Origin of the sequence: Xenophilus azovorans DSM 13620 (assembly GCF_000745855.1) — a bacterium.
In the GTDB taxonomy this organism is placed as follows: domain Bacteria; phylum Pseudomonadota; class Gammaproteobacteria; order Burkholderiales; family Burkholderiaceae_C; genus Xenophilus; species Xenophilus azovorans.
Genome location: NZ_KN050768.1, coordinates 40,165 through 64,599, shown reverse-complemented (window position 1 = coordinate 64,599; position 24,435 = coordinate 40,165). Strand labels below are relative to the sequence as shown.

The following is a 24,435-nucleotide window of genomic DNA, read 5'->3' as shown; positions in this document are numbered from 1 at the left end:
CCTTTTCCACAACGCCTTCCTCGCAAGGATCTATCTCCATGACCGACCTGAACAAGCGTTCGCTGCTCAAGATGGCCGCCATGACGGCCGCCGCCACGGCGGCCCTCGTGGCCTGCGGCCAGAAGGAAGAAGCGGCGGCTCCCGCGGCCGCGCCCGCGGCGCCGGCCCCCACCGCCGCAGCCCCGGCCCCGGCGGCACCGCTGGAGATCGCCTTCGCCTACGTCGGCCCCGTCGGCGACGGCGGCTGGACCTTCGCCCACGACCAGGCCCGCCAGGCGCTGGAGAAGGAGTTCGGCGACAAGATCAAGACCACCTTCGTCGAGAGCGTGCCCGAGTCGGCCGATGCCGAGCGCGTGTTCCGCGACTTCGTGGGCCAGGGCAAGAAGCTGGTGTTCGGCACCACCTTCGGCTACATGGAGCCGATGCTCAAGGTGGCCAACGACGCCAAGGAAGTGAAGTTCGAGCATGCGACCGGCTACAAGACGGCCGAGAACATGCGCACCTACGACAGCCGCACCTACGAGGGCGCGTACATGGCCGGCATCATCGCCGGCGCCATGACCAAGTCGAACAAGCTGGGCGTGGTGGGCTCGGTGCCGATCCCCGAGGTGCTGCGCAACATCAACAGCTTCACGCTGGGCGCGCAGTCGGTGAACCCGAAGATCACCACCAGCGTGGTGTGGGTCAACGAGTGGTTCAGCCCGCCGAAGGAGACCGAGGCTGCCACCGCGCTGATCAACGGCGGCGCCGACGTGCTGTTCCAGAACACCGACTCGCCGGCCGTGCTCAAGACCGCGCAGGAAAAGGGCAAGCGCGCCTTCGGCTGGGACTCCGACATGACCGCCTACGGCCCCAAGGCGCACCTGGGCTCGGCCGTCATCAACTGGGCGCCGTACTACATCAAGGCCACCAAGGACGTGCTGGACGGCACCTGGACCACCGGCCAGACCTGGTGGGGCGTGAAGGAAGGCGCGATCGACATGGTCTCCATCGCCGAGGACGTGCCGGCCGAGACCAAGGCCAAGGTGGAAGAGGTCAAGAAGGGCCTGAAGGAAGGCACCTACCAGATCTGGAAGGGCCCCATCCTCGGCCAGGACGGCCAGGAACTGGTCGCCGCCGGCGCCGTGGCCGACGACAAGTTCCTCACCGGCATCAACTTCTACGTCAAGGGCGTGGAGGGCAAGGTTCCGGGCAAGAACTGAGCGTTCCAGCCGAGGTGACAAGGGCCGCGCGAGCGGCCCTTTTTTCTGCCGTGGCCAGCCTTCTTGCTCGCGGTGCCGTCACTCGGGCCGCAGCTTGTTCTCACGGACCACGGCGCCGAACTTGCCGTATTCGGCTTCGAGGAAGTCGCGGAACTGCGCCGGCGTCTGCTTCATGGGCGAGGCCCCCAGGCTTTCGATCTTCTGGCGCACGTCGGGCATGGCCAGGATCTTTTGCAGTGCGTCGTTGAGCCGTGCCGTGATCTCCGGCGGGAGATCGCGCGGCCCCAGGACGCCGAACCACACCGCCATGTCGTAGCCGGGCACGCCGACCTCGGCCAGGGGAGGGACCGATGGCATGTCCTTGGACCGCGTCGCGGTCGATACGCCCAGCACGCGCAGCTTGCCCGCATCGACGTGGGCCTTGATGCCCAGCAGCGTGAAGAACGAGTACGAGATCTCTCCCGACATCACCGCCATGACCGACGGGGGCGTGCCCTTGTAGCGGACGTGGACCACGTCGATGCCCGCGGCCTTCTTCATCAGCTCGCCGGCCAGGAAGCCGTCGCTGCCCGATGACGAATAGTTGAGTGCCCCGGGCTTCTTCTTGGCCAGCGCGATCAGCGACGGCACGTCCTTCGCGTCGAGGCCCGGCCAGGCCACGAGATAGAACGGCGACTGCGCGATGCCCGTGATGGGCGTGAAGTCGCGTGCAGCGTCGTACGACAGGTTGGGGTACAGCGCCTTGTTGATGGAGAAGGCCGAGGTCAGCAGTCCGATGGTGTAGCCGTCGGGCGGGGACTGGGCCACCGCCGCCGTGCCGATCTGCGTGTCCGCGCCCGGCTTGTTGTCGATGACGACGGGCTGTCCCCACATCGTCGACAACTTCTCTCCCAGGAGCCGGGCCAGCACGTCGACGCCGCCGCCGGGCGGGAACGGCACGACCAGCCGGATGGGCTTTTCGGGATAGGCGGCGTGCGATGCGACGGCGCCTGCGAGCGAGGCGGCGCCGATCAGCACGGACGCGAGGGCGCGTCGGCTCAGTGTCTTCATGCGTTGTCTCCAGTGGTGGTTTGTTCAATTTGTTCCATTAATTGGAACGACTGATCGATATTTGGAACCACTCTAGAGTCGCATCAGGGCACTGTCAATCCCGTGCGGCCATGCGCCTCAGCGCGATGCGGCGTGCTGGAGGAAGCCCAGCGCCCTCGACGCCTGGGCCGCGGCCTCGATCACGACGGTCGAGTACTTGCGCAGCGCCGCGGGCTTGAGCCGTTCGGCCGGCCCCGAGATGCCCAGCGCCGCCACCACGGTGCCGCTGCTGTCCCTGATGGGCGAGGCGACGCCGCAGACGCCTTCGCGCCACTCGCCCGTGTTGTAGGCCACGCCCTTCTCGCGGATCTCCTCCATGGCCTTGATGAAGGCCACGGGCGTGACGATGGTCTTGCCGGTGAAGCCCTCGGGCGGCAGTTCCGCGGCGTAGCTCTCGATGAAGGAGGCGGACTGGCCGGCCAGCAGCGCCTTGCCCGTGGCCACCGCATGCGCAGGCGCGCGCGCGCCGATGCGCGAGTAGGCCCGTACCGGGTGATCGCCGTCGATCTTGTCCACGTACACCACCTCCCGCCCGTCGAGCACCGAGAGGTGGGCGGTCTCGCCCGTGGCCTTGACGAGCCGCTGCAGCAGCGGACCGGCCACGCGCTTGACGTCGTTGCGCATGAGCACGTGCGTGCCGTACTCCCACATGCGCAGCGTGGCCTCGTAGCGCCCGCCGCCGGTGGCGCGGACGTAGCCCGCGGCGACCAGCGTGGCCAGCATGCGGTGCACGTTGCTCTTGCCCAGGCCCAGCGCCTGGCTCAATGCCGTGACCCCTTGCGGCTCGGAACTCGTCGCCAGGAGTTCGAGGGTATTGAAGGCCTTGATGACTGTTTTTTCCACGCGGGTCTCTCCTTCTGAAGTGCGGATGGCGGGCGCGGCGTGCTTGACACCGTTTCGCGTCCACCGCTAAATTATCTCATAAATAGGAACGGCGTTCTATTATTTGGAAAACTCAAGGAGACAAGACATGCACATGACACTGACGAAGCTCGCGGGTGTGATCGCCCTGCCGCTGATGATGATCTCGGGCGCCGCCGCCGCGGGCTACCCCGAAAAGCCCATCCGGATCATCGTTCCGTACCCGCCCGGCGGCGGCGCGGACGTGATGGCGCGGCTGGTGGGGCAGAAGCTCGGCGAGGCGTGGGGGCAGCCCGTGGTCGTCGACAACAAGCCGGGCGCGGACACGCAGATCGGCTCCGAACTCGTGGCCAAGGCGCCGCCCGACGGCTACACCCTCGGCATCGTGACGCCCACCCTGGCCATCAACAAGTACCTCTACACGAAGGCCAACTACGACATCAAGGACCTGCGCCCGGTGGCCCTCATCGCGAGCTCTCCGATCTTCGTGCTCGTGAACAACGAGGTGCCGGCCACGACGCTGCCCGACTTCATCGCGCTCGCACAGCGCAACCCGGGCAAGTTCAACTACGCGGGATCGAGCAGCATCTCGTTCATCGCCGGCGAGTCTTTCAAGAAGGTGATGGGGATCGATGCCAAGCACATCCCCTACAAGGGCAGCGCGCCTGCGGTGGCGGCCGTGGCCGGCGGCGAGGTGCAGTACGCGCTCGACACGGTGCTCGTCGGCAAGCCGCTGGTGGAGGCAGGCAAGCTGCGCGCGCTCGCCATCACGGCCCGGCAGCGCCATCCGCTCGCACCCGATGTGCCCACGGCCCTGGAGGCGACGGGCAAGGAGTTCGAGTTCGGCACCTGGTATGGCTTCGTCGCGCCTGCCGCCGTGCCCGACGACATCGTCGCCAAGTTCAACCAGGAGGTCGTGCGCATCCTGGCCATGCCCGACATCAAGAAGCGTCTCGAGTCGCTGGGCGGATTCCCGATGCCGGGCACCCCGCAGGACTTCGCCGACCGGATTCGCGACGACCTTGCGCGCTACGGCGCCATCATCAAGTCCACCAACCTGACCGCCATCAACTGACCGCAAACGAGAAAACGCAGATGCAGACGACATCCCCCTTCGGGCCCGGCTACGCCGACGCGATCGCCAGGAAAGATCCCATTGCCTACATGGCCGCGCTCGACGAGCTGCGCATGCGCAAGCTCGGGCCCCAGATGGCCTACTGCTTCAAGAACGAGTACTACAACGCGAAGATGCGCGAGGCAGGCATAACGGATCCGCGCGACATCCGCACCATCGACGAGTTCCGCGCGCTGCCTGCGTTCCTCACCAAGGCACTGCACCGGGAGTCGCAGGCGCAGTCGCTCGAGAAGTACGGCCATCCTTTCGGCATGCACCTGTGCGCGCCCGTCGAGGACGTGATCCACGTCGCGGGCACCTCGGGCACCACCGGGCTTCCCACCTTCTATCTGTTCACGCGCAAGGATCTCGAGCTCACCTACCTGACGATCGGCCGCGTCTTCGAGATGATCGGGCTGCGGCGCGGCGACTCGATCCTGCAGTTGTTCGGGCTGTCGATCTGGGTGGCCGGCACGACCATGGTGCAGGCTGCCGAAGCCTACGGCGCGCGCCCGATCCCGCTCGGCGCGGAAGCGGGCGTGACCAAGGCGCTGCAGTACATCGAGGCGTGCCGGCCGCGCGTGCTGTTCGCCACGCCGTCGATGGTCTCGCACCTGATCGCCCGCGCGCCGGAGCAGCTCGGCCGGCCGCTCAACACCATGGGCATCGAGGTGATCCTGGTCGGCGGAGAGCCCGGCATGGCCATTCCGGCCTACCGCAGGCGGCTGCAGGAAGGTACCGGCGCCAAGGTCTTCGATTCCAGTTCCGGCGCCTGGACCAACGCGACCGTGGAGTGCGGCGGACCGGACCACCAGGGCCTGCACTACATGGCAGAGGACTACTGCTTCCGCTATGACCTCGTCGACCCGGAGACGCGCAAGCCGCTGCCGCTCGTGGACGGGCAGGTCGGCGAGGCGATCCATACCGGCCTGGAGTACGAGGCCGCCCCCGCGCTGCGCTACGCCACGGGCGACATCCTCAAGCTCAACGTGGGCGAGTGCCCGCACTGCGGGCGCTTCGGGTCGCGCTTCCATTTCGTCGGCCGCGCGGACGACCTCATGAACATCGCCGGCGTGAAGGTCTACCCGACGGCGATCAAGGAAGTGGTCGAGACATTCTCGCCCGACATCTCGGGCCAGATGCAGATCGTGCTCGATCGGCCGCTGCCCAGCGTCACGCCGCCGGTGCGGATGACCATCGAGGCGGCGTCCGCATTGCCCGAATCGTCGTGGGATGACCTGGCCCGGAAGATCGAGGCCAAGGTCCACCTGCTGCTGAAGGTCCGGCTCAAGGCACAGATCGTCGCGGCGGGTTCGCTCGCCACCTCCAACCTCAAGACCAAGCTGGTGCATGTGCTGCCCGGCCAGGAAGCGAAGGCCTGACATGGAAGAAAGAATCCCTCCCGTCGTGCTGCAGAACGTGGCCGAACTCGCCGAGTACGTGCGCGACGGCGACACGCTCGTCGTTCCCGCCGACTACGGCGGCGCACCGGCCGAGGCCGCGCGTGCGCTGGTGCGCAAGGGTGCGCGCAACCTGCGGCTCATCGGCGGTCCGCCCAGCGGGTACGTGGCGGACCTGCTCATCGGCGCAGGCTGCGTCAGCTACCTCGAGATGCCCGGCGTGATCCTGGGCGACTTCGGCCTTGCGCCGCGCTTCCGCGCCTGGGCCTCGGCCGGCCGCATGGAGGTGCGCGACACGACCTGCCCGGCCTTCCACTCGTCCATCGCCGCGGCGCAGAAGGGATTGCCCTTCATGCCGATGCGCGGCCTGATCGGGTCGGACATCCTCAAGTACCGGCCCGAATGGCAGGTCATCGCCAATCCCTACGCGGACGGCGGCGATCCCATCGTGCTGCTGCCCGCGCTGCAGCCCGACGTCGTGCTGTTCCACGGCCTCTACGGGGACCGCCACGGCAACGTCTGGGTCGGCAAGGCCTTCGAGGTGATGGCCATGGCGCAGGCCGCGAAACGCGTGATCGCCACCTTCGAGAACTTCTACGAGGGCGACCTGCTGGAGGACAAGCACCTCGCGCCGTCGACCGTGTCGCAGCTCTACACCACGGCCACGGTGCACGTGGAACGCGGCGCCTGGCCGGTGGCCTTCGGCAGCGAATACCCGTTCGATGCCCCGCACATGACGCGGTATGCCGCCATGGCGCGCACGGAGGAGGGCTTCGCGGCCTACCTCGACGAGTTCGTGTTCGAGAAAAAGAGCCGCGCCGCGGCATGAAGGGGCAGGAACCCATGTCTTCACGCTACACACAGCAGGAACTCCTGGCCACCGTCCTCGCGCGGCTGTGCCACGACGCCAGGAGCATCGGGGTGGGCAACACCTCGCCCATCCCCGCCGCGGCCGCCCTGGCGGTCCATGCGCGGCGCAAGGGCGACTTCACGCTGTCGATCCTGGGCAGCTTCAAGTTCAACAAGCTGTTCACCGGCGGCATCCGCGAGCAGTACGACTTCTCGGCCAAGGGACGCGTGGACGTCCAGTTCTTCAGCGGCGGCCAGATCGACGGGCAGGGCAACATCAACCTCGTAGGCGTCGACGGCTATCCACGCACGCGGGTGCGCTTCGCGGGCTCGTTCGGCTCGGCGCTGCAGTACTACACCGGGCTGCGCACCATCCTGTTCCGCGAGGAGCATTCGCGGCGCGTGTTCGTGCCGAAGGTCGATTTCATCAGCGCGCCCGGCGTATCGCCCGAAGGCGTGTTCCGCCCCGGCGGGCCGGTGGCGCTGGTCACCGGCCTGTGCGTGTTCAGCTTCGACCGGCAGCACGCCCGCTTCACGCTGCAGAGCGTGCATCCGGGCCACACCGTGCAGGAGGTGATGCAGCACACGGGTTTCGAGTTCGACTGTCCCGCCGATGTGCCCACCACCCCGGAACCCACCACCGAGGAACTCGCGCTGCTGCGCGGCTTCGCCCGCCGCGAGGTGGCGGAGGTGTACCCCAACTTCGCGGCCAGCGCGTTCATGGCAGAGGCCGGCTGACATGGCATATCACCACGATCTCGCCCGCATGGCGGTGGCGTGCGGGCTGGATGCCATCGGCAGCGACACGCGCAAGGCGCTGGACATCACGGTCCTCGACACCTTGGGCTGCATGGCGGCCTCGTCGCCCGAGGCATTCGCCGACGCGTCGTTGCGCGCCCAGCAGGTCAACACCGGCGACGGGGTCTGCAGTGTCGTGGGCCGGGCCGAGCGGCTGACGCCGGCCGGCGCGGCGTTCATGAACGCCACGCTGGGCCACGGATACGACTTCGACGACGTGCACCTGCCTTCGGTGGCGCATTTCTCGACCATCGTCATTCCCGCCGCCATGGCGGCCTGCGAGCTCTTCGATGCCGACGGCCGCACCTTTCTCGAGGCGGTGATGGCCGGCGACGAGGTCGGTGGACGCATCGGCTGGGCCGCCTGCTCGACGGAGTGGAACGGCACGGCCGTGCGCAACCGCGGCTTCTTTCCGACCGCCATCCTCGGCACCATCGCCGCGGCCGCGGCCGCCGCCAAGGTCGCGCGGCTCGACGAGGAGCGCTTCGCGCAGGCGATCGCCATTGCCTGCAGCTACGCCGGCGGGCTGGCATCCGTGTCCCGCGGGGACAACTCCACCAAGCGGACGCAGGCCGGCTGGGCGGCGCAGGCCGGGCTCGCGGCGGCGCTGCTGGCGAAGGAGGGCTTCACGGGGCCCGATTCGGTGCTCGAAACCGGCCAGGGCTTCTTCGAGGCATTCACGGGCAACACCTACCGGCCCGAGGCGCTGCGCCGGCAGGCGGACACGCCCTGGGTGTGCGAGGAGATGTCGTTCAAGTGGTATCCCCTCGAATACATCATCCACCCCCTGGTGGAGATGGCCGACCGCGCGCGCGCCGGCATCGGCCAGCGGCTCGGCGCCGTCACGCGCATCGAGGCCAGCGCCACGGGGCGCTTCGTCACGCTGTTCACGCCCAAGGCCACGAAAATCGCACCGGCCGACCCCTTCATGGCCCTGATGAGCGCACCGTACTGCATTGCCCGCGCGCTGCTGAAGCCGGGAACCGGACATCTCTTCCTGCCCGATTTCAGGGAGAACTACGTCTGCGACGACGCGACGCGCGCGCTGGCCTCGAAGGTCGAGTTCACCACCGACCCGTCCTTCGAGGCCGTGTTCCCGCAGCACGTGGCAGGGGCGCTGAAGTTCTTCGCCGGCGACGAGCTGCTGTGGCAGGACCGCGTCGACGACGCCTACGGGAGCCTGCACCGTCCGATGTCTCTCGCGCACCTGATCGAGAAGTTCGAGACCAACTGCGCCCACCTCGGCCCGGACTATGCCGCGGCCGCCCTCGAGACCCTGCGCGACCTGCACCGGCAGCCCGATGCCCGGTGGGTGGGCCGCCTGCGCCGCGCGCCGCAATGAACCGCACCCGAGAAAAGGATTTCCGATGAGTTCCCAGCTACCCCTGTCCGGCGTCAAGGTCGTGGAGTTCTGCCAGGTCGCGGCAGGGCCGTTCTGCGGCATGCTGCTGTCGGACTACGGGGCCGAGGTCGTCAAGGTCGAGCCGCGGGAGGGAGATTCGCTGCGGCAGTGGCCGCCGCTGTCGGGCGGCTACAGCGAAAACTTCGCGTCGCTGAACCGCGGCAAGCGCTCGGTGGCGCTGGACCTCAAGGCGCCGGCCGACCTGGCGCTGGCGCGATCGCTGGTGCTCGAAGCCGACGTGCTGGTCGAGAACAACCGCCCCGGCGTCATGCAGCGGCTCGGTCTCGGATGGGACTGGTTCGAACCGCGAAAGCCTTCGCTGGTCTATTGCTCGATCTCCGCCTTCGGCCAGACCGGCCCGCGCGCCGCCGAGGGCGGCTTCGACCTCACGATCCAGGCAGCCGCCGGCGTGATGAGCGTGACGGGCGAGGCCGACGGCGCGCCGGTGAAGTGCGGCGTGCCGATCGCCGACTTCGCCGCCGGTCTCTACGGCGCGTTCACCGTGTCGTCGATGCTGGCGCGCGTGGCCGCGGGCGGCCCGGGCGGACACATCGACGTGCCCATGTTCGGCACGACGCTGGCCATTGCCGCGCTGCAGACCAGCGAATACTTCGGCACCGGCACCAACCCGCGCAAGCTCGGGTCGGCGCATCCGCGCAACGCTCCCTACGAGGCCTTTCGCGCGCGCGACGGCTGGTTCGCCATCGCGGCCGGCAACAACCGGCTCTGGCAGGCGGTGTGCGAGGTCGTGGACAGCCCGCAACTGCTGGACGATCCCCGGTTCCTGACGCCCACGCTGCGGGCGCAGAACCAGGCCGCGCTCAAGGTCCTGCTCGAAGCGCGCTTCGCCACCGGCGATGCGGCCCACTGGCTGCAGGCCTTCGAGAAGGCCGGCGTGCCGGCCTCCGCGATCAACGGCTACGCCGAGGCGCTGTGCGACCCGCAGGCTGCGCACCTGCAACTGGTGCAGGACATCGAGCTGCCCGGCGCCACCCGCACGCGCACGGTCGGCTGCCCGGTGTGGATCGACGGCGCGCCCGTGCCCCTGCGCACGGACCTGCCCGTCCTGGGCGAGCACACCGAGGCCCTGCGGGGCGCCGAGACCGTGAGTCCGCTCGATGCGTGAGGACCTCATCGCACCGGGCGTGGTGGCGCTGGACTTCGACCGCGCGCCGCGCGGCAACTCGCTGACGGTGGAGCTCGTGGAGTCGCTGCTGTCCGCGCTGCCGCGGATCGCGGATGACCACGACATCCACACCCTGGTCCTGCGTCCCCGCGGATCGCACTTCTGCACCGGCTTCGACCTGTCCGACCTGGACCGCCAGTCGGACGGCGATCTGCTGCATCGCTTCGTTCGCGTCGAGCAACTGCTGAACGCACTGTGGCACGCCCCGCTGCGGACCGTGGCCTGCGCGCGCGGCCGGACCTGGGGCGCCGGGGCAGACCTCTTCGCGGCGTGCGACGTCAGGGCAGCCGATCCCGGTACGTCGTTCAGCTTCCCGGGGGCGCAGTTCGGCCTGGTGCTCGGCAGCCGCCGCCTGGCGGAGCGCGTGGGCGTCGATCGCGCGCGCGCCTGGATCACACAGGGCGTGAACCTGGGCGCGGCCGATGCCGTGCAGGCGGGGCTTGTCACCGACCTCGTGGCGGGAGGAGGGGAGGAGGATCGGTGGCTGGCGGCGCTTTGCGCCCCGCCCGCAGTCGACCGCGCAACGGCGGCGGCCATCCGGGCCGCCACACGCGGGACCGACCGCGACGACGGTGACCTGGCAGCGCTGGTCCGCTCGGCCGCGACGCCGGGGCTCAAGTCGCGCATCGAGGGCTACCGCGCGCGCGTGCTGGCCGCCGCCCAGAGCCGCTGAGGCCCGATCCGGCGGCAGGCCCCGGGGAGGACGGGGCAGGGGCCGTGTCTTATGCTCCGACGCAGCAAGACCTCCCACGCCCCGCGAACGCCATGAGCCTGCCTTTCGACCCCGCCGCCATTCCCGCCGAGCGCCTGCCCGAGCTGCTGCGCAGCATGCCCAAGGCCGAGCTGCACATGCACATCGAGGGCTCGCTGGAGCCCGAGCTGATCTTCCGGCTCGCGCAGCGCAACGGCGTCGCCATCCCCTACGCCAGCGTCGAGGAGCTGCGCCGCGCCTACGCCTTCACCAACCTGCAGAGCTTCCTGGACATCTACTACGCCGGCGCCAGCGTGCTGCTCCACGAGCAGGACTTCCACGACATGGCCTGGGCCTACCTGCAGCGCGCGGCGGCCGACAACGTGCTGCGCACCGAGATGTTCTTCGATCCGCAGACGCATACCGTGCGCGGCGTGTCGATGGCGACCGTGGTGGACGGCCTCTCGCGCGCCTGCGCCGAGGCGAAGACGCAGCTCGGCGTCGATGCCGCGCTGATCCTGTGCTTCCTGCGCCACCTGAGCGAGGAGGACGCCTTCGCCACGCTGGAGCAGGCGCTGCCTTTCCGGGACCGCTTCATCGGCGTCGGCCTCGATTCCAGCGAGGTCGGCCATCCGCCGGAGAAGTTCGCCCGCGTGTTCGCGCGCTGCCGCGAGCTGGGCCTGCACATCGTCGCGCACGCCGGCGAGGAGGGGCCGCCCGACTACGTGTGGAGCGCCCTGGACGTGCTCAAGGCCGAACGCATCGACCACGGCGTGCAGAGCCCGAAGGACCCGACCCTGATGCGCCGCCTGGCGGCCGACCGCATCCCGCTGACGGTGTGCCCGCTGTCGAACCTGAAGCTGTGCGTCTTCCCCGACCTGGCGCAGCACAACCTGGGGCAGTTGCTCGACGCGGGCCTGGTCGCCACCGTCAACTCCGACGACCCGGCCTACTTCGGCGGCTACGTCAACGAGAACTTCACCCGGACCTTCGCGGCCACCGGGCTGGGGGCGCGGCAGGCCTGGCAGCTGGCGGCCAACAGCTTCACGGGCAGCTTTGCCGACGCGCAGGCCAAGCAGGCGTACATGGATCGGCTGAGCGCCCACTTCGCTGCCTTTGCCTGAGGCCTGTTCCAGGGCTTCTACAATCCACCCCCTTCGCGCTGCAGGCGTCCCGGCTGCAGCGCGTTTTTCGTTCATCCACGCCGGGGCCATGTAGAGGAACACCATGTACAAAAACCTCGCTGCCGCGTTCGCGGCTGCCTGTCTTTTGCTTTCCCCCCTTGCCTGTCCCGCGCAGCCCGCCGCCGCGCCGCTGAAGATCGGCTTCGTCTACGTCACGCCGCTGGGCGACGCCGGCTGGGTGCACCAGCACGACCAGGGCCGCCGGGCCGTCGAGGCGGCGCTGCCCGGCCGGGTGCAGACGACCTACGTCGAGAACGTGGCCGAAGGGCCGGACGCGGAGCGCGTGATCCGCGACCTCGCGCGCCAGGGCCACCGGCTCATCTTCACGCCCAGCTTCGGCTACATGGAGCCGACGCTGAAGGTGGCCAGGGAGTTTCCGGAGGTGAAGTTCGAGTCCGTCACCGGCTACCAGCGCGCCGCCAACGTGGCCACCGTCAACGCGCGCTACTACGAGGGGCGCTACCTGGCCGGCATCGCGGCCGGGCGGATGACGAAGTCGGGCACGGCGGGCTACGTGGCGGGCTTCCCGATCCCCGAGGTGCTGCAGGGCATCAACGCCTTCACGCTGGGCATGCGCTCGGTCAATCCGCAGGCGCAGGTGAAGGTGCTGTGGCTCAACACCTGGTTCGACCCCGCGCTGGAGCACGACGCCGCCATGCGCCTGATGGACCAGGGCGCCGACGTGCTGGCCTTCCACACCGGCTCCACCGCCGTGATGCGGGCGGCGCAGGAGCGCGGCCGGCTGGCCGTGGCCTACCACTCCGACATGCGCCGGGTGGCGCCCGATGCACAGCTGCTGGCCATCACCCACCAGTGGGGCACCTACGACACCGAGCGGGCCCGTGCAGTGCTGGAGGGCCGCTGGCAGAGCACCGACACCTGGGGCGGCGTCAAGGAAGGAATGATCCGCGTGGGCGACTTCGGCCCCAGGGTGCCCGAGGCCGTGCGCCGCGAGGTGCTGGCACGCCAGCAGGACATCGCGGCCGGCCGCCTGAAGCCCTTTGCGGCCGCCGGCGCCGACGTGCGCGACAACGAGGGCCGGGTCGCCATCGCGCGCGGCGCGGCGCTGGACGACGGCCGGATCCTGAAGATGGACTGGCTGGCCGAAGGGGTGCAGGGGCGCATCTCGCGCTGAGCCCCGCGCCTGCACGAGCGGCCGGCGGGCGGTCTCGCCGTCGCGCCGGGGGCGGCCCGGCCGCGCCCCGGGGGTGGCGCTCGGCTGCCAAATGATGAACCATGTGCCTGGCCGCTTCTTGATTGAGGTCGTATCATTGCAGTAATTTCAATAATTACTGAAAACTCAGTACCCTACGGATGCCGACCACTGCTCCGCAGCCGCACACTGCTCCGCCGCAGGCCGGTGGCGTGATCCAGCTCCTGGCGGCGCTGCTCTGGGTGCCCCAGGCGGCGCTCCTGGCCTGGGCGGTGCAGCGGATCGCGGACGGCGGCGGCGTGGCCGCGGTGCTGCCCGCGGCGGCAGGCGTGGCGCTGGTGGGTTTGCTGCGGGCCGCCTGCGACAAATGGGGGCTGCGCCTGGCATTCACGGCGGCGCGGCGCGAGTTGTCCGGCCTGCGCGCCGGTGCGGCGGCAGCCCTGGCGGCGCGGCCGGCGCAGGCCGATCCGGACGCACCGGCTTCCGGCGAGGCGGCCAGCACGCTGGCCGAGCAGGCCGAGGCGGTGCTGCCCTGGCGCGTGCGTTTCGCGCCGGTGCGCCTGCGGGTGATCTGGGTGCCTCCGGTGCTGCTGCTGGCGGTGCTGTGGTGGTCGTGGGCGGCGGCGCTGATCCTGCTGGTGGCCGCGCCGCTCATTCCCCTGTTCATGGCCATCGTCGGCTGGCGCGCCCGGTCGGCGAGCGACGCGCAGATGGCGGAGCTGGGCCGGATGAACGGCTTCCTGCTCGACCGGCTGCGCGGCCTGCCGACGCTGCGCGCGCTGGGCGCCGTCGGCCGGACGGCGCAGCGGGTGCATGCCGCTGCGCAGGACCTGCGCCGGCGCACGATGGCGGTGCTGCGCATCGCCTTCCTGTCGTCGGCCGTGCTGGAGCTGTTCTCGGCGCTGGGCGTGGCGATGGTGGCCGTGTACGTCGGCTTCCATCTGCTCGGCCAGATCGGCTTCGGCGCCTGGGGGCGCACGCTGAGCCTGGGCGAGGGGCTGTTCGTCCTGCTGCTGGCGCCGGCCTTCTTCGAGCCGCTGCGCGACCTGGCGGCCGTCTGGCACGACCGCGCCGCGGGCGAAGCGGCGATGGACCGGCTGCGGCAGCTGGCGCCCGCGTCCGCGGGTGGGTCGGATGCGTCCCTGGAGGCGGCCGCCGCGCTGCCGTCGGCCGGGCCGCTGGACGTGCAGGTGCGCGGGCTGCGCTTCGCGCATCCGGGCCGCGCGGGCGTCTTCGACGGCTTCGCGCTGCACGTGCGTCCGGGCGAGCACGTGGCGCTGGTGGCCGCCAGCGGCGGCGGCAAGAGCACCCTGCTGGCGCTGCTGGCCGGCCTGCTCGCACCGCAGGCCGGCGAGGTGCGCATCGGCGCGGCGGCGATGAATGCGGGCAGCGCCGATGCGCTGCGGCGGCGCATCGGCTGGATGGACCAGCGGCCCCACGTCTTCGCCGGCTCGCTGCGCGACAACGTGGCCCTGGGCAGGCCCGGCGTCGGCGCGCGGGACATCGACGCGGCGCTGCATCTGGCCGGGCTGGGCGAACTGGCGGCCGCGCGGCCGGCGGCGTCGCTGGGCGAGGGCGGCCAGGGCCTGTCCGGCGGCGAGATGGTGCGGCTGGCGCTCGCCCGCCTGGCGGCGCAGCGCGAGGCCGGGCTGCTGCTGGTCGACGAGCCCACGGCGCACCTGGACGGCGACACGGCCGCGCAGGTGACGGAGGCCCTGCTGCAACTCGCCCGGGGCCGCACGCTCATCGTCGCCACCCACGACCCGGCGCTGGCGGCGCGCATGCATCGCGTGGTGCGGCTGGACGAGACCGGCGCGCAGATGGAGGCGGCATGAGCCCACGCCCGGCCGTTCCGAAGGGGGCTCGCACCGCAGCACGAAGTGCGGAGGCTACCCAATGAGCAGCGCCGCGCGCCTCGGGGCCGTGGCCCGGCTGTTCGCCGCCGCGCAGGGCCGCGGCCTGGCGCTGGGCCTGCTGCTGGCCGTGCTGACGGTGCTGGCGGGCATCGGGCTGCTGGGGCTGGCGGGCTGGTTCATCACGGCCACCGCGCTGGCGGGCGCGCAGGTGGCGACGGCGCTGGTCTTCGACGTGTTCATGCCTTCCGCGGGCATCCGCTTGCTGGCGCTGGGCCGCACGCTGTCGCGCTACGGCGAGCGGCTGGCCACGCACGATGCCACGCTGGGTGTGCTGGCCGCGCTGCGCGAGCGCCTGTTCCGTGCCTGGTCCGGCCCGCGCGCGGCGCGGCTGCTGCAACTGCGGCCGGCGCGCCTGTTGCTTCGCCTGACGGCCGACATCGATGCGCTGGAGACGCTGTACCTGCGGCTGCTGGTGCCCGCGGCCGCGACCTTCGGCGCCGCGCTGGCGGCGGGCGCGGTGGTCGGCATGCAGGATGCCGTGCTGGGGATGGGGCTGTTCGCCTGGCTGCTGGCGGTGGGGTGGGGCAGCGCGTGGCTGCTCGCCCGGCGCGCGGCGCGTCCGGCGGCGCAGCGCGGGGCCGCCGTGGAGACGCTGCGCGCGCGCACGGCCGACCTGGTGGCGGGCCGTGTCGAGCTGGCGATGGCCGGCAGGCTTCAGGCCCAGTGCCGGGCGATCGCGGCGAGCGACGCGCGCATCGCCGCGAACGACGCGCGGCTCCAGCGCCTCGAGGGGCGCGCGCTGTTCGCCCACGGCGCCGCGGCGGCGCTGACGCTGGCCGGCGTGCTGCTGGGCGCGGCGTGGCTGGCGGAGCAGGGCCGCATCGGCGCGCCCGTCGCGGCGCTGATGCTGCTGGTGGCGCTGGCGGCGCCGGAGCCGCTGGGCGCGTTGCGCCGCGGCGCCCTGGACGCCGGGCGCGCGCTGCTGGCGGTACGCCGCCTCGGGCCGGCCCTGAGCGAGTGCGATGCGCCATCGGGCTGTGCAGCGGAGGCCGGCCCGTCGGCGGCCGATGCCGGCGCCGTGCGGCTGCACGACGTGCGCTGCGTGCGCGACGGCGAAGCGCACGCGGCCTTCGTCGTGCCCTGGCTGGCCATCGAGCCGGGCGAGCGTGTCGCGCTTGTCGGCGCGAGCGGCGCGGGCAAGTCCACGCTGCTGGCGCTCATCGCCGGCGAACTGGCGCCGCAGGCCGGACGCATCCAGGCGCCCGCGGCCGCCTGGCTCACCCAGCGCATCGACCTGTTCCAGGACAGCCTGCGGGACAACCTGCGGCTGGCCGACCCCGACGCCACGGACGCACGACTGGACACCGTGCTGGCGGCTGCCGGCCTGGCCGGCGACGTGCGCGCCCTCCCGCAGGGCCTGGACACGCTGCTGGGCGAGGGCGGCCAGGGCCTCTCGGGCGGCCAGGCGCGGCGCCTGGCGCTGGCCCGGCTGCTGCTGCAGCGCCGGCCGCTGTGGCTGCTGGACGAATGCACCGAGGCGCTGGACGCCCGCACCGCGCGCGATGTGCTGGCGCGCCTGGACGCCGGGTCGCGCACCGGCGGCCGCACGATGCTGATCGCCACCCACCTGCGCCGCGAGGCCGCGCTGGCCGACCGGCTGCTGCGTGTCGAGCACGGCCGCATCGCGAGCGCCCTGCGGCGCGGCGAGCCGGGCTTCGACGCGCTGCTCGCCGGGCTGCGCGCCGACTGACCGAATCCCCACCACCGAGCAAGCCAAGAAGGAACAAGCCCCATGGACCTCGACATCGTCGCCCTCTCGCGATTGCAGTTCGCGCTCACGGCGCTGTACCACTTCCTGTTCGTGCCCCTGACGCTGGGCCTGTCGATCCTGATCGCCATCATGGAGACGGTCTACGTGATGACGGGACGCCCCATCTGGCGCGACATGACCAAGTTCTGGGGCGTGCTCTTCGGCATCAACTTCGCGATGGGCGTGGCCACCGGCATCGTGATGGAGTTCCAGTTCGGCATGAACTGGAGCTACTACAGCCACTACGTGGGCGACGTGTTCGGCGCGCCGCTGGCCATTGAGGGATTGATGGCCTTCTTCCTGGAGGCCACCTTCGTCGGCCTGTTCTTCTTCGGCTGGGACAAGCTCTCCAAGCTCAAGCACCTGATCGTCACCTGGTGCGTGGCGCTGGGCTCCAACTTCTCGGCGCTGTGGATCCTGATCGCCAACGGCTGGATGCAGAACCCGGTGGGCGCGCAGTTCAACCCGCAGACCATGCGCATGGAAGTGACGGACTTCGCCGCGGTGCTGACCAACCCGGTGGCGCAGGCCAAGTTCGTGCACACCGTCTCGGCCGGCTACGTGTGCGCGGCGCTGTTCGTGCTGGGCGTGGCGGCGTGGTATCTGCTCAAGGGGCGGCACGTGCAGCTCGCCAAGCGCTCGATGACGGTGGCCGCTTCCTTCGGGCTGGCCTCGGCGCTGTCGGTGGTGGTGCTGGGCGACGAGAGCGGCTACCTCTCCACCGAACACCAGAAGATGAAGCTGGCCGCCATCGAGGCGATGTGGAAGACCGAACCGGCGCCGGCCGCCTTCACCGCCTTCGGCTTTCCCGACCAGGAGGCGCGCGAGACGCACTTCGCGGTGCACATCCCCTGGGCGATGGGGCTGATCGGCACGCGCTCGCTGACCACCGAGATCCCCGGCATCGAGGATCTGGTCAAGCGGGCCGAGGGCCACATCCGCGACGGACTCAAGGCCTACGACGCGCTGCAGCAGATCCGCGCCGCGAAGACCGACGCCGAGGTGCCCGTGCAGGCGCGCGCCGACTTCGAGGTCAACGGCGCGATGCTGGGCTACGCGCTGCTGCTCAAGCGCTACGTGGACGATCCGCGGCAGGCCACGCAGGAGCAGATCGCCAAGGCGGCGTGGGACACGGTGCCGCAGGTGGCGCCGCTGTACTGGACCTTCCGCATCATGGTCGCCCTGGGGATGTTCTTCATCCTGCTGACGGCGGTCTTCTTCTGGCTGTCGGCGCGGCGCCGGCTGGATGCGCACCGCTGGCTGCTCAAGGTGGCGGTGTGGGCCATCCCGCTGCCGTGGATCGCCATCGAGTGCGGCTGGTTCGTGGCCGAGTTCGGCCGCCAGCCGTGGGTGATCGAGGGCGTGCTGCCCACCGCGGTGGCCGTCTCCAGCCTCGGCGCGGGAACGGTGCTGGCCACCATCATCGGCTTCGTGGCGCTGTACACGGTCCTGCTGGTCATCGAGATGAAGCTGATGTTCAAGGCCATCCGCAAGGGGCCGCAGGAAGAGGCGCCGGCCGGCGGGCGCCGCGGCCCGGCCGGGCCCGAACTGGCGGCCGCCGCATCCTGAACCCCGAGGAGAACGCACCATGATCCTTCACGAACTCGTCTCCTACGACACCCTGCGCCTGATCTGGTGGGCCCTGCTGGGCGTGCTGCTGGTGGGCTTCGCCGTCATGGACGGCTTCGACCTGGGCACCGCCGCGCTGCTGCCCTTCGTCGCGAAGACCGACCTGGAGCGGCGCATCGTCATCAACAGCGTCGGCCCGGTGTGGGAGGGCAACCAGGTCTGGCTGATCCTGGGCGGCGGCGCGATCTTCGCGGCCTGGCCGCACATCTACGCCGTGTCCTTCTCCGGCTTCTACCTCGCGATGTTCGCCATCCTGATGGCGCTGATCCTGCGGCCGGTGGCCTTCAAGTTCCGCAGCAAGCGCGAAGAGCCGGCCTGGCGCACGCGCTGGGACTGGGTGCTGTGCATCGGCGGCCTGGTGCCGGCGCTGATCTTCGGCGTGGCCATGGGCAACGTGCTGCAGGGCGTGCCCTTCCGCTTCGCGCCGGACATGCGCATCTTCTACGAGGGCAGCTTCCTCGGCCTGCTCAATCCCTACGCGCTGCTGGCCGGGCTGGTCTCGCTGGCGATGCTGCTGATGCACGGCGCCGCCTGGCTGCTGCTCAAGACCGAGGGCGCGGTGGCCGGCCGCGCGCGCCGCTTCGGCATCGCCGCCGCGCTGGCGACCGCGGCGCTGTACGTGCTGGCCGGCGTGCTGCTGGCGAAGTTCGTTCCCGGCTACCAGATCACCGCCGGCATCGTGGACAACGGGCCCTCCAACCCGCTGCTCAAGACGGTGGTGCAGGTGCCGGGCGCCTGGTTCGCCAACTACGCGGCTCACCCCGCGCTGTGGGCGGTGCCGGCGCTGGGCGCGGCCGGCGCGCTGCTGGCCGCCGCCGCCATGGCCGCGAGGAGGGCGCTGGCGGCGCTGCTGGCCAGCGGGCTGGCCATCGCCGGCATCATCGTCAGCGTGGGCGTGTCGATGTTCCCCTTCCTCCTGCCCTCGTCGCTGGATCCGCGCGCCAGCCTGACGGCGTGGGACGCGTCCTCCAGCCACCTGACGCTGTTCATCATGGTGGTGGTGACGGCCATCTTCATGCCGATCATCCTGGCCTACACGAGCTGGGTGTTCGCGGTGCTGCGCGGCAAGGTGGACGCCGACGCGATCCGTGAAGAGAAGACCCACGCGTACTGACGCACCGAACAACGACAGCGACGAAAGGACATCCGACCATGTGGTACTTCGCCTGGCTCCTGGGACTGCCCCTGGCCGCGGCTTTCGCCGTGCTCAATGCGATGTGGTACGAGCTGATGGACGACGAGGCGGTGCGGCGGGACAAGCTGGATGATCCGGCGAGGTGAGATGTGTTGGGCGACTGCTGAGCAGCGGTTGCGGTCGGTCGACACCAAACCGCCGGGCGGCTGCTCCCGGCCAAGAGCCGTCGCACGCGAACGGCAGTTTTGTCGCAGGCTGATGAGTAATTGCCAAAGCTGGGGGTGTCCGGAATTCTGTGTATGAGGCGGTTTGCTGAATTGGGTCAAGCGGGTTCCTGCCTGCAATGCAACCACTCCAGGCACGATCTCGATGTTCGGCAATCCCCTCGCTCATCCTGCATTAGTGACGGCATTCTTTGGTCTACGCGTAGACGAGCCTCACAACCCTCGACTGCCCGGCCTCAACTTTGCGCGAGAAAGTGAGCTTGAGATCCACCAGATTCCTGGCTCCCTCCAGCTCCGCCACCTCGACCTTGACGAACCGACCATCGCCAAAGTTGGTGAAGGTCAACAAGCGGAACGTATCCCTAGACAGCAGGATCGATTGTCCGATCGGCAAAGGTGCGACATAGACCTCGATGTCGTTGAAGTCGCAAACGTATCCTGCGCCCATGCCGTCGCGGCGCCTGACCTGCAGGTCTTCCGGCCGCTTGTGGTCGGCGCCAAAGTCTGCGTGCTGCCAATCCCAGACCCAGTCAGGACGAGTCGAGTTGTCCAGCAGCAGGATGGGTTTGCCTCCCCTGGCCAGGATCAGCTGCGCCTCCGCCTTCAAAGCCTTCCAGTAGGCCTCGGCTTCCTGGACCGCAACCTCCTTGATGTCTGATCGATGCAGGACGTCGCTGAGCACAACGATCGCGACCTGCTGCGACATCGCATCAGCGAAGTACTCCTCCTCGTTGACCGCACGCTGTTCCATCTGCATCTGCGTGAGTTCACCGCGGCGAACTTGGGTGAACGTCAGCGTGAAGTCTTCCAGGGCCTCGGTTGTGCTCTCGATGGGGAACAGGTGAACGGGGAAGCGCCCTTCTTCCCTGGCGAACGCCGTTGACGATGCGAAGCGCGCAATCTCCAGAAGCCGATCCGGGTCGATTGGCTGCGCGGCCAATGTCTCCTCGCGTCGTCCATCCAGCGCCTGCTGGGTGGCCAGCAGGCCGGCCTTCATGTGCGCGATTCCGGCCTGCGCAGTCACGCCCGGCCTGACCCGCTCCTTGAGCATACCGATGTGGTCAGCCGAAAGGCCAGGCTCCTGCTCCAGCCTGTCAAGCCAGCTCTTCAAACGGCTTCGAAGGATCTCGATGCTGCTGTACTGGTCGAATCGAGGGTCGAACCAGACATCCAGCTGTCGCTGCAGTGATCGCGGCAATGTCCAGTCCGAGTTTGCCAGTACGGCCAACAGTTCCAACTGGGACTCCTGGAGTGACTCCACATCGTCAGCACCGCCGAACGAGTAGACGCGTGAGCTGACCATATTGGGCCTGCGCATGTCCTTCACTCGCTCGACGAAACGGTCCAGCCTCCCTACATAGCCGCCACGCCACTCGCCGGATGCCGCGAACTGGCGCGCCTTGGCGACAAGGTACTCGGCTGGTGACAGGTCCCTGAGCGAATCGACTGCCTGACCTCCCGACTTCCATTGCTTGTCTGTCAGGAAGCCGCTGGCGATTTCAAAGGCCAACGAACCACCCACAGTGGCAATCGGCAACGTGCGAACCCAATCGAGCATGAGCTCGATGGACAAGAAGCGCACGTCGGTCCAGAAGTTCCGCAGCGCAGCCTGGAAGGCGCCCTGCTGCAAAGTGGGCCTCAGCCGCTCATCCACCTCGTCGTCATCGCTTCCCAAGCTGAACTTGGCGCAGAAGGCAGGCCACTGAAGCGCCAAGTCGTCGATGGTGATGAACGCTGTCTTGTCATAGAGCTGGTAGGGCCCGTGATCGAAGTCCAGCGTACCCCACCACTTGCTCAACACGTCGGCCAGCCACTCCGCAGCGGCCTGGTCACCGCGCATCACAGCAGCAAGCAGCATCCGAGCCGTTTCCTCGATGTGCTTGACGTTCAAGCGGGCCAGCGCCGGCAGTGCCGCCCAGTCCAACTTCTGCGCGTCGCGACTCCGCCTGGGTTTGTCGGGTCGTCCGTTCTCCCACCCAGCGACAAAGGCGGAAAGCACCTCTTCGTAGACCCGGTTGAGAGGTGGCCGCAACAGCACCATCTGCATGTGACTGTGCTCGATGATCCCTTGCTCCTCGACTCGGAACGCCCACCAGTTGCTGAGCTGGTACATCATCAGCGGCGGCAATTGCAGGAGGTGTTCGCGAATCTCGACGGGTGACGCTCGGAGCTCATCCCCATCCAGGTGTTGCAGCAGATAGCACAAGCGACGCAGTGGCCGCGGATCCCGAACCATGCCTTCGATGGCCGACTGGAAGACGCCCCTGTAGGCCTCGCTCCAGTTCTCGTGCAGCCTGCGACCGAAGAACTTCTCGGTGTCCGGCAGCAGGGCCCAGCTGCCTTGTTCCCCAGACTCCGTCTTCTCCAAGCACGCTGCCAACAACAGTTCGTGCAGTTCGATCAGGGCACTGTAGGCGCGCTCGAACCCCTCGTTGTCAGACTTGCCCGCTGTACCACGAGCGTCTGCTGCCAGCTCATCGAGGATGGCGTCCACCCGAATGCCATACCTCTCCCGCGAAGTGCGCCGCAGGACGACCGACAACCGCAGAAGCCGCCGTTGCCACCCGGAAAGCGCGGGGCCATCCGCAACGCGTGCCAACGGGAACTCGCCTTCGTAGGTGGTCCCCGGGCTCATGGGCAAGGTCAGCAGCGGCCAGGACTTGTCGTCACCAAACGACTTGGTCTTCTCCGGCCGCGACCATGTCAGCGCCTTGCGGTACCACGCCCCCACCACCAGGCGAACCAGCCAGAGGCGCACGTCGACCAGGCGGACCTGGGCCTGCAGCGGAATCTCACCTTGAACGTCTCCCTCGCGAAAGCCGTACCGGCCGATCAACAGGCGAGGTCCGTCCGGCGCCTTTTCATCGCCGTATGACGGAACTGGAAACCAGCCCTTCGCGATGCTTCCGGCCAGCACTTGAAACGTGTTCAAGCGCTGCACGTCTCTGGGCAGCGCCACGTTCACCGTGTACCGCTGAATCACGCTGGCTTGCACCTCTGGCCGAAGGAACTCCACGGTTCGGAAGAGGAAGAAGGTCGTCAATGCGGCGTTCAGAACGAACCAAACTGTATCGATCATCGCCCAGCCGGGCAGCGCCTCAGTTCCCCAGGTGCTCAGCATCAAGTACTGCACCCCCATCACGACCACAAGAGCCAATGAAGACAGGCCTGCCGCAAGCGCGCCCGAGTCGAGCATGTAGAGATGAACGAACGCCTCGGCTGCCGGTCGGCGTTGCAGGTACACCGCGACAAAGGAGATCACGATCGGATACACCAGCGCCGCCAGCGTGGCCTGGATGGTCCACACCGTGGAAAAGTGCGATAGCTGCTCCGCCACCTTCCAGTCGAACAACCACGCAGGAGCAAACCACTCTGGCGGAAGCTTCGCCACGAGCACAAGCAGCGCGACCTGCAGTGCAAGCAGCGAGAAGGCGAACCGCAAGGGATGTTCACCGGCAAACAGCAGTTCACGTTCCAAACGCGACAGGGAAAGCCGCCGCCTGTGTGCGTTCTGGGCGAACCAGGCAGCTTCGTCGCGTCTTGCAACCGCGCGCACCGACCACGGCGCCTTCACCAGATCCCGGATCAACCCAAATGAGCGCATCATTGGCATCCGATGAATTGTCGCCTCGCCGTCGGTGCCGCCGTGACGCAGCGTGTCACGGCCGCCGAAACCCAGGCCTCGACCGCGCCACCCGTGCGACCGCTGAGCATGCCCTGCCCGCGGGCTTATCGCACCCCTTCGCACCGCGAGTCGTCTTCGGTCAGACCAACATGCTCACACGCATGTTCAGCGCCAAGACCGAGCAGGTTATCCAAGGGTTCGGCGGCACGCAGCCGCTTGAGCTGAAGCTGGGTATAGAACTGCTCTCAGAGCAGTGCCAAGCTTGCTACAAGGCCTTCCATGCATTTCAAAACTGGTGCAAGAGCAGGAGGTAGCCATCGCCGCCGCAGCGGCAGCGACCCTCGCCGCCATGACCCACTTGATCGAAGTTCAGAGCGATGCCCTTGCTGTCTCCGCGCGTCCGACACTGGGCCACCGACCGCTCTACGGGACGCTCGTTTTGATCGGCGACTGTTAGCTGCGGGGTCGGAAGCTGCCGTCCAGGCCGATGCGGTCGAGCGGCTGCTCCCAGTCTGAAGCACCCATCCCAACTCGCACCCGAATAGTCGCTCCGAGCTCCCGTACTCAGCCTTCCTTCTTCTTCCTCCCCGCCGCCCCCGCAATCCGACTCTTCAACCCCAGCACCTTCGTCACCGTCGCCCCCATGCCCATCAACTTCATGGCGGTCTCCGGCTCCAGCCGCTGCACGTCGTCGAACCAGGTCATCAGGCGGTCGATCAGGTCGTGCATCTCGCGCATGCGCTGCTGCGCGTGGCGCTCTTCGTCGCTGGCCGGCTCCTCCAGCAGCGCGCCGCGCAGCATGGAGAGCGTCGGCTCGATCTCGCGGCGGCGCCGCTCCTCGGCCAGCACGCGGAAGATCTCCCATACGTCCGAGGGCGCCTCGAAGTACTCGCGCCGGTCGCCTGGGTGGTGGCGCAGCTTCACCAGCCGCCAGGCCTGCAGTTCCTTCAGGCCCATGCTGACGTTCGAGCGCGAGAAGGCCAGCAGCTCGGCGATCTCGTCGGCATTGAGCGGCCGCTGCGAGAGGTACAGCAGCGCGTAGATCTGCCCCACCGTGCGGTTGATGCCCCAGCGGCTGCCCATCTCGCCGAAGTGGGCGATGAACTGGCGGTTCAGCGGAGGGAGTTCACGAGCATCGGCCATCCGCGCGATTGTGCCGCGTCTGCTGAAAGTTCAGGAATGTCTGAAGGCATCGCCCGGCGCGCGGCGTGTTCCGTAAACTGGACG

The 24,435-nt window shown here is 69.0% G+C and carries 19 protein-coding genes; 15 read left to right on the top strand and 4 right to left on the bottom strand.

The window, feature by feature from the left end; genetic code table 11:
* Positions 1 to 38 precede the first annotated feature (38 nt).
* A complete protein-coding gene (locus tag Q392_RS30270) occupies positions 39 to 1,202 on the top strand; it encodes a BMP family ABC transporter substrate-binding protein (RefSeq protein WP_038218246.1) in 1,164 nt (387 codons plus the stop codon).
* Between the two features lie 78 nt (positions 1,203 to 1,280).
* Here the strand turns inward: Q392_RS30270 and Q392_RS30265 are convergent, their stop codons facing one another.
* Both Q392_RS30265 and Q392_RS30260 read right to left on the bottom strand, forming a co-directional pair.
* Positions 1,281 to 2,252 (bottom strand): Bug family tripartite tricarboxylate transporter substrate binding protein, encoded by a 972-nt coding sequence (locus Q392_RS30265; RefSeq protein WP_038218244.1) that lies wholly within the window; start codon positions 2,250 to 2,252, stop codon positions 1,281 to 1,283.
* Positions 2,253 to 2,369: 117 nt separating this feature from the next.
* Positions 2,370 to 3,134: an IclR family transcriptional regulator gene (locus Q392_RS30260; RefSeq protein ID WP_038218242.1), complete on the bottom strand. Its 765-nt coding sequence runs from the start codon at positions 3,132 to 3,134 to the stop codon at positions 2,370 to 2,372.
* A gap of 127 nt (positions 3,135 to 3,261) precedes the next feature.
* Here Q392_RS30260 and Q392_RS30255 point away from each other — a divergent pair, with 127 nt between their 5' ends.
* From Q392_RS30255 to cydX, 14 genes are all read left to right on the top strand, one after another.
* The gene (locus Q392_RS30255) at positions 3,262 to 4,227 is read left to right on the top strand and encodes a Bug family tripartite tricarboxylate transporter substrate binding protein (protein WP_051954112.1); all 966 of its coding nucleotides are present in this window, start codon (positions 3,262 to 3,264) and stop codon (positions 4,225 to 4,227) included.
* Positions 4,228 to 4,247: 20 nt separating this feature from the next.
* A complete protein-coding gene (locus tag Q392_RS30250) occupies positions 4,248 to 5,648 on the top strand; it encodes a phenylacetate--CoA ligase family protein (protein WP_038218240.1) in 1,401 nt (466 codons plus the stop codon).
* 1 nt (position 5,649) lies between these two features.
* Positions 5,650 to 6,495 (top strand): CoA transferase subunit A, encoded by an 846-nt coding sequence (locus Q392_RS30245; RefSeq protein ID WP_051954111.1) that lies wholly within the window; start codon positions 5,650 to 5,652, stop codon positions 6,493 to 6,495.
* 14 nt (positions 6,496 to 6,509) lie between these two features.
* Positions 6,510 to 7,253: a CoA-transferase gene (locus Q392_RS30240; RefSeq protein ID WP_038218239.1), complete on the top strand. Its 744-nt coding sequence runs from the start codon at positions 6,510 to 6,512 to the stop codon at positions 7,251 to 7,253.
* Position 7,254: 1 nt separating this feature from the next.
* Positions 7,255 to 8,655 (top strand): MmgE/PrpD family protein, encoded by a 1,401-nt coding sequence (locus Q392_RS30235; protein ID WP_051954110.1) that lies wholly within the window; start codon positions 7,255 to 7,257, stop codon positions 8,653 to 8,655.
* 25 nt (positions 8,656 to 8,680) lie between these two features.
* Entirely contained in the window at positions 8,681 to 9,841 is a 1,161-nt protein-coding gene (locus Q392_RS30230; RefSeq protein ID WP_038218237.1) for a CaiB/BaiF CoA transferase family protein, read from the top strand.
* Entirely contained in the window at positions 9,834 to 10,574 is a 741-nt protein-coding gene (locus Q392_RS30225) for an enoyl-CoA hydratase/isomerase family protein (protein WP_051954109.1), read from the top strand. The genes Q392_RS30230 and Q392_RS30225 overlap by 8 nt, the downstream gene beginning before the upstream one ends.
* A 92-nt stretch (positions 10,575 to 10,666) precedes the next feature.
* Positions 10,667 to 11,716: an adenosine deaminase gene (locus Q392_RS30220; protein ID WP_038218235.1), complete on the top strand. Its 1,050-nt coding sequence runs from the start codon at positions 10,667 to 10,669 to the stop codon at positions 11,714 to 11,716.
* A gap of 103 nt (positions 11,717 to 11,819) precedes the next feature.
* Positions 11,820 to 12,911: a BMP family ABC transporter substrate-binding protein gene (locus Q392_RS30215; RefSeq protein ID WP_038218226.1), complete on the top strand. Its 1,092-nt coding sequence runs from the start codon at positions 11,820 to 11,822 to the stop codon at positions 12,909 to 12,911.
* A 179-nt stretch (positions 12,912 to 13,090) separates the two neighbouring features.
* Complete coding sequence (cydD, locus tag Q392_RS30210) at positions 13,091 to 14,764, top strand: thiol reductant ABC exporter subunit CydD (RefSeq protein ID WP_038218225.1); 1,674 nt, start codon at positions 13,091 to 13,093, stop codon at positions 14,762 to 14,764.
* Between the two features lie 61 nt (positions 14,765 to 14,825).
* Positions 14,826 to 16,535, top strand: a complete 1,710-nt coding sequence (locus Q392_RS30205) for an ATP-binding cassette domain-containing protein (RefSeq protein WP_051954108.1) — start codon at positions 14,826 to 14,828, stop codon at positions 16,533 to 16,535.
* Between the two features lie 42 nt (positions 16,536 to 16,577).
* Positions 16,578 to 18,164 carry a cytochrome ubiquinol oxidase subunit I gene (locus Q392_RS30200; RefSeq protein ID WP_051954107.1) on the top strand — a complete coding sequence of 529 codons (1,587 nt, stop codon included), beginning with the start codon at positions 16,578 to 16,580 and terminating at the stop codon, positions 18,162 to 18,164.
* A 19-nt stretch (positions 18,165 to 18,183) separates the two neighbouring features.
* Positions 18,184 to 19,338: a cytochrome d ubiquinol oxidase subunit II gene (cydB, locus tag Q392_RS30195; protein WP_038218224.1), complete on the top strand. Its 1,155-nt coding sequence runs from the start codon at positions 18,184 to 18,186 to the stop codon at positions 19,336 to 19,338.
* A 38-nt stretch (positions 19,339 to 19,376) separates the two neighbouring features.
* A complete protein-coding gene (gene cydX / locus Q392_RS31590) occupies positions 19,377 to 19,505 on the top strand; it encodes a cytochrome bd-I oxidase subunit CydX (protein ID WP_051954106.1) in 129 nt (42 codons plus the stop codon).
* 274 nt (positions 19,506 to 19,779) lie between these two features.
* Here cydX and Q392_RS30190 read toward each other — a convergent pair whose 3' ends face one another.
* Positions 19,780 to 23,196 carry a hypothetical protein gene (locus Q392_RS30190; protein ID WP_157008449.1) on the bottom strand — a complete coding sequence of 1,139 codons (3,417 nt, stop codon included), beginning with the start codon at positions 23,194 to 23,196 and terminating at the stop codon, positions 19,780 to 19,782.
* A 576-nt stretch (positions 23,197 to 23,772) separates the two neighbouring features.
* Positions 23,773 to 24,351 carry a GbsR/MarR family transcriptional regulator gene (locus tag Q392_RS30185; RefSeq protein ID WP_038218221.1) on the bottom strand — a complete coding sequence of 193 codons (579 nt, stop codon included), beginning with the start codon at positions 24,349 to 24,351 and terminating at the stop codon, positions 23,773 to 23,775.
* Between the last annotated feature and the right edge of the window lie 84 nt (positions 24,352 to 24,435).

Excerpts from the sequence above, each read along its gene's own strand:
- Q392_RS30205 (WP_051954108.1), top strand. The coding sequence starts at position 14,826 with ATGAGCAGCGCCGCGCGCCTCGGGGCCGTGGCCCGGCTGTTCGCCGCC.
- Q392_RS30250 (WP_038218240.1), top strand. The coding sequence starts at position 4,248 with ATGCAGACGACATCCCCCTTCGGGCCCGGCTACGCCGACGCGATCGCC.
- Q392_RS30240 (WP_038218239.1), top strand. The coding sequence starts at position 6,510 with ATGTCTTCACGCTACACACAGCAGGAACTCCTGGCCACCGTCCTCGCG.
- Q392_RS30245 (WP_051954111.1), top strand. The coding sequence starts at position 5,650 with ATGGAAGAAAGAATCCCTCCCGTCGTGCTGCAGAACGTGGCCGAACTC.
- Q392_RS30200 (WP_051954107.1), top strand. The coding sequence starts at position 16,578 with ATGGACCTCGACATCGTCGCCCTCTCGCGATTGCAGTTCGCGCTCACG.
- Q392_RS30190 (WP_157008449.1), bottom strand. The coding sequence starts at position 23,196 with ATGCCAATGATGCGCTCATTTGGGTTGATCCGGGATCTGGTGAAGGCG.
- cydD (WP_038218225.1), top strand. The coding sequence starts at position 13,091 with ATGCCGACCACTGCTCCGCAGCCGCACACTGCTCCGCCGCAGGCCGGT.
- Q392_RS30215 (WP_038218226.1), top strand. The coding sequence starts at position 11,820 with ATGTACAAAAACCTCGCTGCCGCGTTCGCGGCTGCCTGTCTTTTGCTT.
- Q392_RS30255 (WP_051954112.1), top strand. The coding sequence starts at position 3,262 with ATGCACATGACACTGACGAAGCTCGCGGGTGTGATCGCCCTGCCGCTG.
- cydB (WP_038218224.1), top strand. The coding sequence starts at position 18,184 with ATGATCCTTCACGAACTCGTCTCCTACGACACCCTGCGCCTGATCTGG.
- Q392_RS30235 (WP_051954110.1), top strand. The coding sequence starts at position 7,255 with ATGGCATATCACCACGATCTCGCCCGCATGGCGGTGGCGTGCGGGCTG.
- Q392_RS30225 (WP_051954109.1), top strand. The coding sequence starts at position 9,834 with ATGCGTGAGGACCTCATCGCACCGGGCGTGGTGGCGCTGGACTTCGAC.
- Q392_RS30270 (WP_038218246.1), top strand. The coding sequence starts at position 39 with ATGACCGACCTGAACAAGCGTTCGCTGCTCAAGATGGCCGCCATGACG.
- Q392_RS30220 (WP_038218235.1), top strand. The coding sequence starts at position 10,667 with ATGAGCCTGCCTTTCGACCCCGCCGCCATTCCCGCCGAGCGCCTGCCC.
- Q392_RS30185 (WP_038218221.1), bottom strand. The coding sequence starts at position 24,351 with ATGGCCGATGCTCGTGAACTCCCTCCGCTGAACCGCCAGTTCATCGCC.
- Q392_RS30230 (WP_038218237.1), top strand. The coding sequence starts at position 8,681 with ATGAGTTCCCAGCTACCCCTGTCCGGCGTCAAGGTCGTGGAGTTCTGC.
- Q392_RS30265 (WP_038218244.1), bottom strand. The coding sequence starts at position 2,252 with ATGAAGACACTGAGCCGACGCGCCCTCGCGTCCGTGCTGATCGGCGCC.
- cydX (WP_051954106.1), top strand. The coding sequence starts at position 19,377 with ATGTGGTACTTCGCCTGGCTCCTGGGACTGCCCCTGGCCGCGGCTTTC.